Source organism: Marinobacterium aestuariivivens (genome assembly GCF_042661465.1).
Taxonomy (GTDB): domain Bacteria; phylum Pseudomonadota; class Gammaproteobacteria; order Pseudomonadales; family Balneatricaceae; genus Marinobacterium_A; species Marinobacterium_A aestuariivivens.
Genome location: NZ_JBHSWE010000001.1, coordinates 848,257 through 862,370 on the forward strand (window position 1 = coordinate 848,257; position 14,114 = coordinate 862,370).

Consider the following 14,114-nt stretch of genomic DNA (forward strand, 5'->3'; position numbering starts at 1 on the left):
CCTGCCCCAGCGGATAAACTGCGGCGGATCAATTCAGGGCCTGTGCGGCCCCCGTTCAAGGCGCGCAAGGATAGCATGGTTACGCGTTACGCGTTACGCGTCACTGCACCTGACGCCTTACGCGATTTAAACCTGCACCGGTAAAAAATATTTCTGCCGTTCCGCTGGCGGGCACGGCGCCTGCGATGCTATTGCTGTAGAGACGTCGGTGGCATGGATTCTGCGCTATCTATACTGATACAGGACGCCCTGTAGCACGTGCCGACGATGGAACGGTCGACCTGCACGGGGCCGCAGTCGTCATTCATCATCTTGAGCAGGGCCACGGGAATGGGCGCATTTTGGCAATCCGGGATTTCTCCGACGGCGGACAGGGAGGGCACTATCGGCAAGGTCAGACAGGAATCGCCGGCACCGAAGCCGGCACCGACCTCCCGGACGGGCAACCGGCGCTGGCGCATTGGCTGGCTGTTCTGGGTGTCGCCGCCGATCACCATCGCTGCTGTCCTCGGACTGCTGGCGGTTCACGAACTGCAGACGGGCGACTTTCAGGCCCAGCAGCTGAGTCGCTATGCCGCCCGGCTCGACTATTCGGTCGAGCCCGGCCCGAGCGACGCCATTCTATACCCGCCGCACGGGCCCTTCGACCTGCGCCTCGGCTATGCCCGCATGCCGGAGCTGATCCAGCGGACCCAGCAGCAGAATTTCGAGATCCTGCAGCAGTCGCATTTTTCCGATGCGCTGCTCGAGTACAGCCGCAACGGCTTTTTCCCGCCCTTCACGGAAAAGTCCCAGGCCGGACTGACACTGCTCGACTGCCGCGGCGAAACCCTCTACCGCTTCCAGTACCCGGCGCAGCACTACCCGGACTTCGAGTCCATTCCCCCGCTGATCGTCGACAGCCTGCTGTTCATCGAGAACCGCGACCTATTGAAGCCGGACCAGCCCCATGCCAATCCGGCTGTGGACTGGCCCCGGTTCGTCAAGGCGGCGCTGTCCCAGGTCGGCAAGCGGCTCGATATGGCGGACGATTCAGCCGGGGGCAGCACCCTGGCGACCCAGCTGGAGAAGTACCGCCACTCCCCGGACGGCATCACCTACACCCCGCTTGAGAAGCTGCGGCAGATGTTCTCGGCCAGCGTCAGGGCCTACCGGCAGGGCCCGGAGACCCTGGAGTGGCGCAGGCAGGTGGTGCGCGACTACCTCAACAGCGTGCCGCTATCGGCCGCCCCCGGGCACGGTGAGGTCCATGGCCTGGCCGCCGGGCTCTTCGTCTGGTTCGATACCGACTTCGATCGGGTCAACCGGGCCCTGACCTCGGACGCCACGCCGGACGCCGAGCGCGGCCTGGCGCTGCGCCAGGTGCTGTCGCTATTGATCGCCCAGCGTCGCCCCACCTGGTACCTCAATGCCGGTCGCAGCGAGCTCGATGCCCTGGCCGACAGCCATGTGCGCCTGCTGGCCCAGGCCGGCGTGATCGACGGCAGGCTGCGCGACGCGGCGCTGCAGGCGAAGGTGCAGTTCCGCGACTGGTCGACCTCGCCGATCCGTCACCGTGTCGACGGCTCCAAGGGCGTCAACGCCGCCCGCAACCGGCTCTCGAGCCTGCTCGGAAGCCCCCTCTACGACCTGGATCGCCTCGACCTGGACGCCGGCAGCACCCTCAACGGCGAGTTGCAGCGCCAGGTAAGCGAGTACCTGCACAACCTGAGCGATCCGGAATTCGCGGCCCGGGCCGGCCTCTACGGGCATCGCCTGCTGCAGGGCGACGACGATACCGAACCGATGCAATACAGTTTCACGCTGTTGGAGCGTACCCCGACCGGTAACCTGGTGCGGGTGCAGACCGACAGCACCGATCAGCTGTTCGACATCAACGAAGGCAGCAAGCTGGAACTGGGCTCCACCGCCAAGCTGCGGGTGCTCGCGCACTATCTCACGGTAGTGGCTGAACTGCACGGCCGTTACGCGGGCCTCAGTCCCACCAGCCTGCGCCAGATCGAGGTGGAGGAGACCGACTTCATCACCCGCTGGGCCCTGGACTACCTGGCCGGCAACGCCGGCCAGAACCTCGAGGCAATGCTCGAGGCGGCGCTGGAGCGCCGCTACTCCGCCAGCCCCTGGGAGCGCTTCCCGACCGGCGGCGGTCTGCATAGCTTCAGCAACTTCCGCAGCGAGGACAACGGCCGCCGGCCGACCGTGCGCGAGTCGCTGCGCGAGTCGATCAATCTACCCTTCGTGCGTCTGTTCCGCGACCTGGTGCGCTACAGCATGTATCAGACCCCGGGCAATGCCTCGGCCCTGCTGAAGAGCGACGACAACCCGCTGCGCGAACAGTACCTGCGCAACTTCGCCGACCGCGAAGGCAAGGTCTACCTGCTCAGGTTCTGGAAAAAGTACCGCAACCGTTCGCCGGCCGAACAGCTCGACATTTTCCTCGATGGCGTGCGCCAGCACCGGTGCGACTGGCCGCCGCCCACCGCTACCTGATGCCCAACGCCCGGCGCGTGACCTTCGAGGTATTCCTGCGCGAACGGCTGCCGAACGAAAAGCTCGATGACAAGAAGCTGACCAAGCTCTACGACGATTACGGCCCCGGCGCCTGGATCTCAACGACCAGGGCTACATCGCCCGGGTCCATCCGCTCGAACTCTGGCTGGTGCGCTACCGTCTCGAAAACCCTCTCGCGAGCTTCGCCGATGCCGTCGAGGCCAGCCGCGACGAACGTCAGGAGGTCTACCGCTGGCTGTTCCGTTCGCGCCACAAGAGCGCCCGCGACAACCGCATCCGGGTGCTGCTGGAGGTCGAGGCCTTCCTCGACGTGCACGAACGCTGGCAGCGCCTGGGCTACCCCTTCAGCTTCCTGGTGCCGTCGCTGGCCACGGCGCTCGGCAGCTCCGGCGACCGTCCGGCCGCCCTGGCCGAGCTGATGGGCGCCATCCTCAACGACGGCGTGCGGATGCCGACCGTCCGTATCGAGAACCTGGCCTTTGCCACCGACACCCCCTACGAAACCCGTTTCGGCCAGCGCCCGAACGCCGCCCTCAGGGTCATGCCGGCCGAAGTCGCCCGGGCCCTGCGCAGCGTGCTGTCTGAAGTGGTCTCGGCGGGCACCGCCCGGCGCCTGTACGGCAGCTTCGATACGCCGGAGCATGCACTGATACTGGGCGGCAAGACCGGCACCGGCGACAACCGCATCGAACAGTACGGTCGTGGCGGCCGGCTGATCAGCTCGACCGCCCGCAACCGCACCGCGACCTTCGTGTTCTACCTCGGCGAGAACCATTTCGGCACCCTGACCGCTTTCGTCCAGGGCGAAACCGCCGACGCCTACGGCTTCACCTCGTCACTGCCGGTGCAGGTGCTCAAAGGCATGGCACCGATCCTTCAGCCCTACGTCGCCCCCGGCGCCGCCACCCAGTGCCGCCCGCCGGTGATGCCGCTGCAGCAGGCGAGCGTCAAATGAAGCAGGGCGGACTGACCGCCATGGATGGAGGAAATGCTGTAAACGCCGAAACGGTTTACAGTGTAGCGAAACGAGAGCCGCCATGGCGTTTCCTGAACGCCCGCGTGAAGTGCGCTCGAACATTTTTGCTGCCTGGTACCGGAGATCGCCGGCGTATCCGGAAAGGCCCCATTCATTCGACTTTCAGGGCCCGCGCAGGACATGGCCACTCGAGTGTTCACTGGCGAGTTCCGATAACCTGACTCACCCTTAAAAAACATGGATCGATGGCAGCCGGACGCTGCAAACAGCCTGTAAATGCATATTTGACGTCAGGAAAACCTTAACCCCAGTAATCAACTGATAAAACAGGGGTATCAGAATGAACCGCAAGCATTATGCAGCGACCTTTGTCACAGCGCTCTTGTTGTTGACCGCCGGACCTGCAGTCGCCGAACCATCCGCTGCTTTCAATTTCGTCGCTCACCTCGATGGTACCCAGGAGGTGCCCTTGCGCGAGACGAGTGCCACGGGCCAGACCACTTTCCAGCTCGATACCGATGGAACCGCATTGTCCTACAAGCTGATCGTGGCCAATATCGAGAACGTCGTCGCCGCTCATATCCATTTGGCTATAGCAGGCATAAACGGCCCTGTCGTCGCCTTCCTGGCCGGTCCCTTTGCGCCAGGGGAAGGCCGGCTGAACGGCGTCATCGCCGAGGGGACCATTACCGCCGATGATCTCGTGGGCCCACTGGTCGGCATGCAACTTTCTGTCCTCCTGGAAGCAATGCGGACCGACGGCACCTATGTCAATGTCCATACCAATGACGGCATCGACCCTGCCAATTCCGGGCCCGGAGACTTCCCCGGCGGAGAGGTTCGCGGCCAGATCATGGCCGCTGGTTCCCGTTAACCACCCGACAGCCCGCTCGGGTTCCAAGCGCTCATGAGGCGCCGGCCGCACCGGATTATCGCTCTGCAAGGGTGACGGAGATCGGATTTATTCTGTCCTTCACCCTTTTACCGGGCACTCGGCGAACAACTGTCGCAAAATATCCACGGTTTGTAACACAGGCCGAATCAATAAATTCGAAACGCGCTCCTTGCTTCCGATATATTAACCCCCCTCGACTTATATGCTTAAATTATAAACGCATGTTTGATTGTTGGTTTATTTGCTCCTATACCTTTCGTCACATACAGGGACGGCCTTGTCACGAGAGCGAACCGTCGTATTGCCCGCCCAACCCTTCCCGGCATGGAAAGCGCTGACCGGCTCCCTGGATGACCCTGTCCGGACACCGATGCAGTCAGCAAAGAAAGTTTCTGGAGAAAACACCGTTTAAAAACGCTTTGAAAAATCAAATGCATAACCGCTCGATCAACAGCGACACCTATTGTTTTCAGGACCCGGCGTTTCCCGTTGGGATGCAGAAACAGACGCAATGAACAGTTTTCGGCCAGGGTACCGGGACTCGGACGATCGATTGCAGTAAACCGAACCGGTCCGAGTCTGCATTAAGGATACCGGCCGCTCCAGGCCACAGAAATGGAGATCGGATGCCATGATTTTCAGGGACGCATTACGCTTCACTCTCACCATTACGGCAATCTTCATTGCCGTTTTCGGTGCCAACAGGCTGGCGGCACAAACCATCGGCACCGCATCACCCGACGGACTCTGGCAGATAATCGCCGATCCCGAGTATCCTGAAGGCTTCCGCGCCCCCAGGTCCTTTGTCGCGGCGACGCTCAACAAGGCGGCGCTCGAAAGGATTCTGGCCTCGGCGCCGCCGGAGTCATCCGACGCCGAGGGCGGCATAGCGGGCACGGAGTTCACCCTGCCGCTGCCATCCGGCGAATTCAAGTTCGTCCGGGCGGTCCAGACCCTGATGATGGCGCGTGAGCTGGCAGCCGACTTCCCCTCTATTGCCACCTACCGCTTCAATGCGTCCGACGGCGCCAGCGTCGGCGGTCACCTGGTGGGCGACACCCGGGCATTCAATGTGGCCGGGACGGTGGCCGGCGATCTGCTCAGGATAGAGCCGGTCGAGACGGCCAGTGGCGAGATCCTCTACCTGAGCTATTTCGACCGCGACCGAACGGATGGCCGCAACGACTTCATCCACAACGACGAGGAAGCCAATGAGCCGCCGCCTCCGATCCCGGTGGGCGGCTCCGTGCTCGAAGTGTTCGAACCGGCATCCATTGGCCCTGCGATTCAGCCGGCGGCGCTCGCCATTGGCAGCCAGCTGCGGACCTACCGCTTCACGGCGGTGACGACCGGCGAGTTCTACCAGGCCAATGGCGGCAATGACCTGTCCGTGCTCGTATCCCTGATCGTGCGCCTGATCGCCGTCAATGCCGTGTTCGAGCCGGAAGTCGGCGTCCGGCTGATCCTGGCCGCGAACACCTTCGATACGCTGTTCGACGATCCCAATACCGACCCCTTCAACAACGGCCTGTCACCTGGCCAGCTGCGCGAAGAGAACGTGACCAACGCCCTCAACCAGCCGCTCGACGATGACGACTATGACCTCGCCTTCCTGTTCTCGACCGGCACCGGCGGCGGCGCTGCTGGTACGTCGTCTGCCTGAACAACGCGCCGAGCTTCCACAAGGCCCGTGGCGCCGGCAAGTTCGGCAACGACGGCCTCAATACCGGTACCGGCCTGATCCTGCACGAGGTCGGCCATATGCTGGGGGCCCGGCACACCTACAGCGGCGCGGCCGGGGGCTGCAACCTGGCCAATTTCGATGGCGACAACATGGACGGCGTTCCCAGCGCCTATGCGCCGGGCAGCGGCAGCACCATCATGTCGTACTCGGGCTCCTGCTCCGACATGGTGCAGAACGACGAAGTCGACCTCAGTCTGATCGGCGCCGGCCAGTACTATCATGCCAAGAGCTACGAGCAGATCACCGACAATGTCTTCGCCGGCGACGGCGCGAACTGCGGCACCCTGAGCAACACCGGCAACTCGGCGCCGAACAACGTCTCGGCCGGCCCCGATTACACCATCCCGACCGATACGCCGTTCGAGGTCATCGGGTCGGCCAGCGATCCCGATTTCGACGCCCTGACCTACAATTGGGACCAGATCGATCTGGCGACCGTGCAGAAGGACATCGACGTCGACGACGGCGTCGGGCCGATCACCCGCTCGATTCCGCCGACCGGCTTTGCGGCAACGTCGCCGCGAACGTCGATATCTTCTACTCGACCACCGGCGGGCTGGAGGACGTGCCGACGCCCGTGCGCCAGAGCTTCCCGACCGGCCTGGCTCTGGGCACGGCCAACGACGGCTCGGAGTCGGTTACACTGCCGTGCGAAACCACCGACCGGGCCCGTTTCAAGGTCAAGGCGTCCGACAATATCTTTTTCGACGTCAACGACAGCGACCTGGAGGTAGTCAACGACCCGCCGCAGATCGCCATGGACCCGGTGGCCGACGGCGAGGTCGACGACCAGTGCGAGTTTACCCTGAACTTCTCGGCGACGGTGACCGACGCCTGCAGCATCGATGCCGGCGACGTCGACGTCAGCCTGACCAAGGAAGCGCCGGGCGCCTTCACGCTGGGGGCTCCGAATATCTCGATCGTGCAGAACGGTGTCGGCCAGGTCGATGTCAGCGGCGATGTGCTGGTATCGGATCTGCTGTCGTCGCCGGCCGTGGTACGGATCGGCATCGATGCCGAGGACAGCTGCGGCACCACGAGTTCCGACTTCCGGCTGGTGGAGGTGAGCGATACCACGCCGCCGTCGATCGCGGTGTCGCTGTCCCAGGATACGCTCTGGCCGCCGAACCACAAGCTGGCGCAGATCACCGCCAATGTGGTCGCAAGCGACAACTGTCCGGGGGTCAGCTTCGAGCTGGCATCCGTCACCAGCGACGAGCCCGACAACGGCATCGCCGACGGCGATACGACCGGCGATATCCAGAACGCCGATATCGGCACGCCGGACCTGATGTTCGAGCTGCGCGCGGAACGGGCAGGCAACCTGGATGGCAGGACCTATACGGCGGTCTATGAGGCGACGGACGGCTCCGACAATACCGCCAGCGACAGCGACGAGGTCGAGGTACCGCTGAACCAGGCAGGCATGGAATAGTCCGAGCTGCGCAGGGCACACCACAAGCCACAGTCGCATGCCGCAACGGCGGCCGCACAACTCCCGTTGCCGAGTCGAAGATGAAGGCAGTTGGGCACCCAGCGGACCACTGTCGAGGCTCCAGTCTCGGGGTTCGCCAATTGCACCGTGATTTTCCCCAGGCTGAAGGAGATCAACTCCTCCGGCCTGGGGACGGGGCTCACGCCCTTATTGATACTCGGGCTTCAAAGCCGCCGCTTCACTTCGGTAGACCACCCGGTAGATAAGCACGTAAGCGACGATCGCGGTGAGGATGGCGTTCAGGGGCGCAATACTGAAGAGGCCGTCTTCGGGCGAGATAACCGATACGCCGATGGCGACTGTCCAGGCAATCATGGCGGCCCAGTTGATGTTCTTGAACGGATAGCGCTCCGGGGACGGATAGCGGGTTTTGCAGCGCAGGTAGAAGTCGGCGATGATGATGCCTCCAATCGGCGGCAGTGAAACACTCAGAAACACCAGCCAGCCAACGAAGTTGCTGTAGAGGAAATCCGCCAGCAGGGTACCAATGGCACCGGCGGCGATCACCAGGTGCACGCGCTTCAGACCCGTGATGTTGGTCAGGCCGAGTCCCGCTGCATAGAGGGCATTGTCGTTGGTGGTCCAGATGTTCAGTACCAGCAACGCAATCCCGGCGCCCAGCAGCCCCTGGTGCGCCAGCACCTCGGCGATATCCGACATGCCGGTTGCGGTTGCTCCGACCGCTCCGAAGATGAACATCAGGCTGTTGCCGAATGTGAAGCCGATGATGGTGGCCGCCACACCTACACGTCGGTTCCTGGCATAGCGGACAAAATCCGGTGTCAGGGTCGCGCCGCTGATGAAGGATCCCACTGCCAACGCAATGCCCATGGCCATGCTGAGACTTGCGGTCGGTTCGAGGCTGATCAGTGCCTCGAGCCCGCCGTCGGTATCGGTAATGGCCGTGACGACCGAGGTGACGCCCAGGATCAGGATGGCGGGAACGGCGATCGCGCTGAGCCATTCGATCGCCTTGAACCCCACCACCACTGTGTACGTCATCACTATCCCGCCACCGATGATCAGCGGCAGGTGATCGATGCCCATGAACTTGTTGATGGGATAGGCGAACATCGCCACACCGACGCCAAACCAGCCGATCTGAGTGACGGCCAGCATCAGCGACGGCAGCTTGGAGCCGACCCTGCCGAAGGCATAGCGCGACAGGATATGTGTCGACAGGTTCGTTTTCGCCGCGGCATATCCGAGCAGGGCGCCATAGCCCCCCAGTATCAGGTTGCCGGCCAGCACCACGATAATCAGGTCAGGCCAGAGGCGGAAGCCCTGTCCGAGGGTGCCGCCCGTCCACATGCTGGCGGCGAAAAAGGTAAAGCCCAGCATCACCGCCGACATCGAGAGCAGCCCGCGCCGGGCGCTCTCGGGCACGGGGCTCAGCGCATAGTCGTCATGGGCCGCAGCGTAATTGTTATTGTCCTGCTGATCTGTCATTGAAGTTGCTCCTTTCAAGGCAGTGAAGGCCCCGGCGTCGGGCCGGGGACACCGTTCGGGTACTGCGTTCAAGTACTGCTTCTTGTTCCGGCTACCCGGTTGTCCGAGCTCATAATGCAACCGGGTCCCGGATGTCGGCAGGGCAGCTCTCGTGCGAGATCCAGTCCTCCGGCATTCTGGATTGCGGTTAGAAAAGTCCGCGGGAAAAGCTGACCGTTTCCGTGCCCTGCTCCAGCAACACCTCGCTGACGGAGGGGAAGTCCGGGCGATGACCTTGCCAGCCCGGATCACGAACAGCCGGGCGGGCCTCAGTTGCAGCGCCTCGACAATGCCGCTGGCCTGCAGGATGACGATATCGGCGGGGTTGCCTACCTCTAGCCCGTACCCCTCGAGCCCAAGGGCCCGGGCGCCGTTTTCCGTGACGGCCTGAAAGGCCTGGTGCATCTGCTGCAGGCCGGTCATCTGGGCGACATGCGCTCCCATATGGGCGACATCCAGCATGTCGTGGGTACCGAAGCTGTACCAGGGATCCATGACGCAGTCGTGGCCGAAGGCGACATTGATGCCCGCCTCGAGCATTTCCGCCACCCGTGTCATGCCGCGACGTTTCGGATAGCTGTCGCTGCGCCCCTGCAGGGTGATGTTGATCAGGGGGTTGGCGATGGCATGCACGCCTGACTCGCGTATCAGCGGCAACAGCTTGCTGACATAGTAATTGTCCATCGAGTGCATAGAGGTCAGATGGGAACCGCACACCCGCCCCTGCAGCCCGAAACGGTGCGTCTCGGCAGCCAGCACCTCGATGTGTCGGGACTGGGGGTCATCACTTTCGTCGCAGTGCATGTCGACCTGCAGCCCCCATTCCGCCGCGATTTCGCACAGCGCCCTGATTGACGCGCCGCCATCGGCCGTGGTGCGTTCGAAATGGGGAATGCCACCCACGACGTCGACCCCCTTATCCAGTGCGCGCACAAGGTTCTCGTGGGCCCGGGGATAGCGGAGGTAGCCATCCTGGGGAAAGGCCACCAACTGCAGGTCGATGTAGGGCTTCATCTGTTCGCGCACTTCGAGCAACGCCTCGACCGCCAGCAGGCGGTCGTCGCAGATATCCACATGGCTGCGAATCGCCAGAGTGCCGCGGGCAATGGACCATCGGCACATTTCCAGCGCGCGCGCCTTGATCGCTTCCACCGTCAGTTCAGGCTTAAGTTCACGCCAGATGGCGATTCCCTCGAGCAGCGTGCCGCTCTCATTCAAGCGAGGCCGGCCAAGACTCAGCGCCGAATCCATATGGAAGTGGCTATCCACAAAGGGTGGCGATGCGAGGCAACCCCCACCATCGACCTCATGACGGGCCTGGGCCTGAATGGCCGGGGCGATATCCACAATAAGCCGATCCTTGACGGCGATATCAACGCCCTTGCGGCCGTCCGGCAAATTAACGTTGCGAATGAGCATATCAAGCATGCCGAGCTCCTTTGGTTTCAGGGTGATCAGTTTTCGAAGACCTGCTCTGACGACCAGCAATTACCTTGCCGGTTCGGGCCAGGGTCGATAAGCACGAAGTGGAATAAGAGTGACATGGCAAAGGGCAACGATCAGGATGACGTCGCTCCGATACCGGCAGAGGGCGTCAGGCGCAGATGAGGGTAAAAAGCCTGGTTTGTTTCTGGTTGTAGAGGTAGATGGACAGCAACGAAGGCGGGATAACGTGAGAGGCCCTGCCAAGGGTAATCAGCGTCTGTGGCGCTACAGCAATCAAAAAGCGTAAAAGCTGAACAAGCAGATGATGGAGGAGACTGAAGCCGCCCTCGAACAGCAGCGCAACCCAGTGATGCCCGAGAGCGCGGGGACCCCTTCGATCTCGCAGTGGAATAGTCGCCATCTTCAAAACCGTTCTTGTTCTTATTGCAGCCCGGTCGAAGGCTGCACTCGTCGGTGTGCAGCACATTCGAGCCTTGGCATCGAACGTATCCGGCAATAACCCTATCTATTTTTTACCACACGGTCAATACTTTTTATTGGCGACTCTCCAGCTGAGTGTGACGCTCGTTCCGCTCCCCTGTCTGAATGTCCGACGAAGACTGAGCAATACAGCGCACCAGGTAGCTGCTCGGCGTGCTACCGACGACCTTCCTTGAACGCGGTGTTGAAGTTGTGCGAGTTGTCGTAGCCGATGAAGGTTGCCATTTCGGTAACGCTGTTACCGGCAGCCATCATGATTCGAATCTGAATGGAGAGGTCTGCCCTTTCGAACTCCGAACAACTGTATCTCGCTACGGTTGCCCGAGCGGTTATAGCGGCTTGCATGCAGAGGGCGCCCCGAAGGCGCCCTCTGTGTTGCGAAGCGCCGGTTCAGGCCATGATCGGGCGAGGCGCGACCACCTGGGCCATCAGGTCGTCGTTCCACTCACCCTCGACCTGGAAGTGGGCCGCGGCCCCCAGCAGGATCGCCTCGATCAGGTTGTGGTTGACGTAGGCATAGAGTCCCGGCTGATGGAAGGTGTAGAGTGCAGCCATGGCCGCACCGCCCGGTACGAACCAGGTCTCCAGATTCGTGCTGGGGGTGTCGTTGAAGGAACCTCCGGTCCACACCAGGTCGCCATGGCCCCCGATCAGGTGAGGGCGGGAGTCGCGATTGGCCTGGGAGTGGATGACCAGCACCGACTCGCCCACCCTGGCTTTGAGGGCATTGTCACCGGTCAGGGCGCCGACGGCGCCGTTGAACACGACATGGGTCGGGGTCAGGGCCCTCATGACCTCCAGCATGTCGCCCATGCCCTGCGCCAGGGAATCGTACTGCTTGTACTTGCCGTTGGCGTCCTTGGGCAGGTAAAAGTCCTGTTCGCCCACGTAATAGATCCGATCGTAGCGAACCGGATTGCCCTGGTGGTCCTTGAGGCCGTCGCGGGGCAGCACCATGATGGCGCCGTTCATGCCACTGACCACGTGAAATGGAATCATCTGACCACCGGGCGCACAGTGGTAGACGAAGGTGCCGGGCTTGGTGGCACGGAAGCGCAGGACCACCTCCTCACCGGGAGCGACCGCCGTCAGTTCACCACCGCCCATCGCACCGGTACTGGCATGAAAGTCGATGTTGTGCGGGAGCTGATTGGTTTCCGGGTTGACCAGCGTCAGCTCTACGTAGTCGTCCTGATGGCAGACGATCAACGGCCCCGGCACGCTGCCGTTGAACGTGCAGGCCCAAATCCTGGCGCCGCTGCCATCCACGTCGATCAGCTTCTCTTCAACCACCATCCGTAGCTCGACCACCTTGGGACCGCCCTTGGCCACCTGGTCGTGCTTGGGCGCGAACGGCGGCGCCACCAGCTGCTGCTTGACACGCGGCAACGAGGCGATATCGGCGGGAGATACGGCTCTGCCCACCGATTGCTGGGCCGCACCGGCATGCGGGCTCGCCAGGCCGGTGACGGCTGCAGCTGCCCCCACCGCAGCCACGGTGGCGCTGATAAATCCGCGACGGCTCAGGCCATCCTGCTCTTGAACATGCAATGCATCCATTTTCATCACTAATCCCTCAGCATCCAATTTTGCGTTTGAAGAATCCTGGAGTCGAGGCGAGTTTATTCCCCCGCTGCGAAGCGTGACTTGATGGGTATCAATTCAACTCGACCCAGTCTTTTCAGGCATTGAATCCCGAACAGCGCGTTCCGGATGGACGTTATGCCGTTGTCTGCCAATCCAATTTAAGACACGAGTCCCTCGGCAGGACTCAGCTTGGGTGGATGGCCGACTTGCCCCAGGTCAGGGCCGAACCAGGTTTCAAACGAAATGGAAAGGCGCTTGCTTGATCATCGGCAGCATCTTGGCTCGACCGCACCTATAGGGTCAATTAAGTACGTTACTGAGGGGGCTGGAAGCCTGGATGAAGCGCCTACCAGCTTCATCCGGACAGCCTCGTTCTCCACAAGTGGCGATCTTCGACTGGCGGTCTGCAGCCTGAACCGCTCTGCGTATCACTACTGTCGGTTTTTTTACAACTACTGATTTCCGTCGTACTGGTGAATTAAATTTTCTGCTTGAAAACAAAATGTTAAAAGTCATGGCGCGCAACCTGCAGAAAATTCAGCATTGAGGGTTCGTAAATTTCTGCTATTTTTGAATTTTGATCGATGGATCGAGGAAATCATTTTTCCACCATGCAGCTGATGGTTTGTCCTTCAGTAAAGGCGGGCTCGCTTGCCGGGCTCAGAATTGAACCTGAGAACCCCCGCCGGAGATCGTCGCGATGCCTGTGGAGAGATGATGCATGCTGCGGGTAAGACTGCCTTTCGGTACGCCGCCCAAAACGGTAGATAGCCCGAATGTCATTGATCCGACCAGGTTCAGATCATGGCACCTGAAGGCGAACGAACAGGGAGAGTTATTGTGAAAGTACACAAGCAGGTTCTGATTGCCGGCCTCCTTCTCGCGATAGGTGGCCTCGGCAGTACGGCTCAGGCCGGGATCATCAGCGTGTTCGATGGCGGCGGCGTCGGCAGCTTGCGCTTCGATTGGGAGGCCGCAGTCGGCGCCTACATGGAAGAGGACTTTGCGGGCGGTGATTCGGACGACTTCAGCGTTGCCATTGCCGGCGGAGGTCACAATCGTTTTAGTATCAACGGTACCCTGAAAGATCGGCTGTCACCTGGAAGCGGTAGCGTTACCACAATCGCTTTCGATTTTGAGATCTTTGCCTTCGGAGCAAATTGGGATTTGAGTCCCAGGGAGGCAGGACGGGGCATCCGGCTGTATGCAGGAGGTCTCCTGGTCCCGATAGAAGTTCCCACTACCCATACCGGGGAGTTTTTCGGGTTCATATCGGATGTGGGGTTTACCCAGCTCGTCCTTGATGCAGGCACCCAAGGAGGGGCTCCAGACCGATATACCGCTGACGATTTTGTCTATAGCGCTTTCTCTTCACCAATAGCGGAGCCGGTGGCGGTGCCGGTGCCCGGAACCCTTGCCTTGCTGGTACTGGGTGCCCTCCTCGGCATCGGTCTTGGGCGACGCAGGCCCCAACAGGCCTGATGGCGTTCCC

At 61.7% G+C, this 14,114-nt stretch carries 8 protein-coding genes and 1 pseudogene; 7 read left to right on the plus strand and 2 right to left on the minus strand.

The features are described 5' to 3' along the window. Positions 1 to 330: 330 nt before the first annotated feature. The 6 genes and pseudogenes from ACFQDL_RS04445 (at position 331) to ACFQDL_RS04470 (ending at position 7,561) form a co-directional block, all read left to right on the plus strand. Complete coding sequence (locus tag ACFQDL_RS04445; RefSeq protein WP_379907988.1) at positions 331 to 2,490, plus strand: transglycosylase domain-containing protein; 2,160 nt, start codon at positions 331 to 333, stop codon at positions 2,488 to 2,490. A 169-nt stretch (positions 2,491 to 2,659) separates the two neighbouring features. Beyond that, positions 2,660 to 3,466: a hypothetical protein gene (locus tag ACFQDL_RS04450; protein WP_379907989.1), complete on the plus strand. Its 807-nt coding sequence runs from the start codon at positions 2,660 to 2,662 to the stop codon at positions 3,464 to 3,466. A gap of 361 nt (positions 3,467 to 3,827) precedes the next feature. Further along, positions 3,828 to 4,361 (plus strand): CHRD domain-containing protein, encoded by a 534-nt coding sequence (locus ACFQDL_RS04455; RefSeq protein WP_379907990.1) that lies wholly within the window; start codon positions 3,828 to 3,830, stop codon positions 4,359 to 4,361. 652 nt (positions 4,362 to 5,013) lie between these two features. Then, the gene (locus tag ACFQDL_RS04460) at positions 5,014 to 6,045 is read left to right on the plus strand and encodes a reprolysin-like metallopeptidase (RefSeq protein WP_379907991.1); all 1,032 of its coding nucleotides are present in this window, start codon (positions 5,014 to 5,016) and stop codon (positions 6,043 to 6,045) included. An 80-nt stretch (positions 6,046 to 6,125) separates the two neighbouring features. After that, a pseudogene (locus tag ACFQDL_RS32920) lies at positions 6,126 to 6,278 on the plus strand (reprolysin-like metallopeptidase); the annotation flags it as partial. A gap of 425 nt (positions 6,279 to 6,703) precedes the next feature. Then, complete coding sequence (locus ACFQDL_RS04470) at positions 6,704 to 7,561, plus strand: hypothetical protein (RefSeq protein WP_379907992.1); 858 nt, start codon at positions 6,704 to 6,706, stop codon at positions 7,559 to 7,561. Between the two features lie 207 nt (positions 7,562 to 7,768). Here ACFQDL_RS04470 and codB read toward each other — a convergent pair whose 3' ends face one another. Both codB and nirK read right to left on the minus strand, forming a co-directional pair. After that, positions 7,769 to 10,537: a cytosine permease gene (gene codB, locus ACFQDL_RS04475; RefSeq protein WP_379907993.1), complete on the minus strand. Its 2,769-nt coding sequence runs from the start codon at positions 10,535 to 10,537 to the stop codon at positions 7,769 to 7,771. Positions 10,538 to 11,425: 888 nt separating this feature from the next. Then, positions 11,426 to 12,601 (minus strand): copper-containing nitrite reductase, encoded by a 1,176-nt coding sequence (nirK, locus tag ACFQDL_RS04480; RefSeq protein ID WP_379907994.1) that lies wholly within the window; start codon positions 12,599 to 12,601, stop codon positions 11,426 to 11,428. Positions 12,602 to 13,462: 861 nt separating this feature from the next. On the opposite strand from nirK, the gene ACFQDL_RS04485 reads away from it, so the two are divergent. Then, on the plus strand, positions 13,463 to 14,104 hold the full coding sequence (locus tag ACFQDL_RS04485) for a PEP-CTERM sorting domain-containing protein (RefSeq protein WP_379907995.1): 642 nt from the start codon (positions 13,463 to 13,465) through the stop codon (positions 14,102 to 14,104). Positions 14,105 to 14,114 lie beyond the last annotated feature (10 nt).

Bases quoted from the DNA above. Each gene is read 5' to 3' on its own strand.
- ACFQDL_RS04460 (WP_379907991.1), top strand. From the start codon at position 5,014: ATGATTTTCAGGGACGCATTACGCTTCACTCTCACCATTACGGCAATC.
- ACFQDL_RS04455 (WP_379907990.1), top strand. From the start codon at position 3,828: ATGAACCGCAAGCATTATGCAGCGACCTTTGTCACAGCGCTCTTGTTG.
- nirK (WP_379907994.1), bottom strand. From the start codon at position 12,601: ATGAAAATGGATGCATTGCATGTTCAAGAGCAGGATGGCCTGAGCCGT.
- ACFQDL_RS04445 (WP_379907988.1), top strand. From the start codon at position 331: ATGGGCGCATTTTGGCAATCCGGGATTTCTCCGACGGCGGACAGGGAG.
- codB (WP_379907993.1), bottom strand. From the start codon at position 10,537: ATGCTTGATATGCTCATTCGCAACGTTAATTTGCCGGACGGCCGCAAG.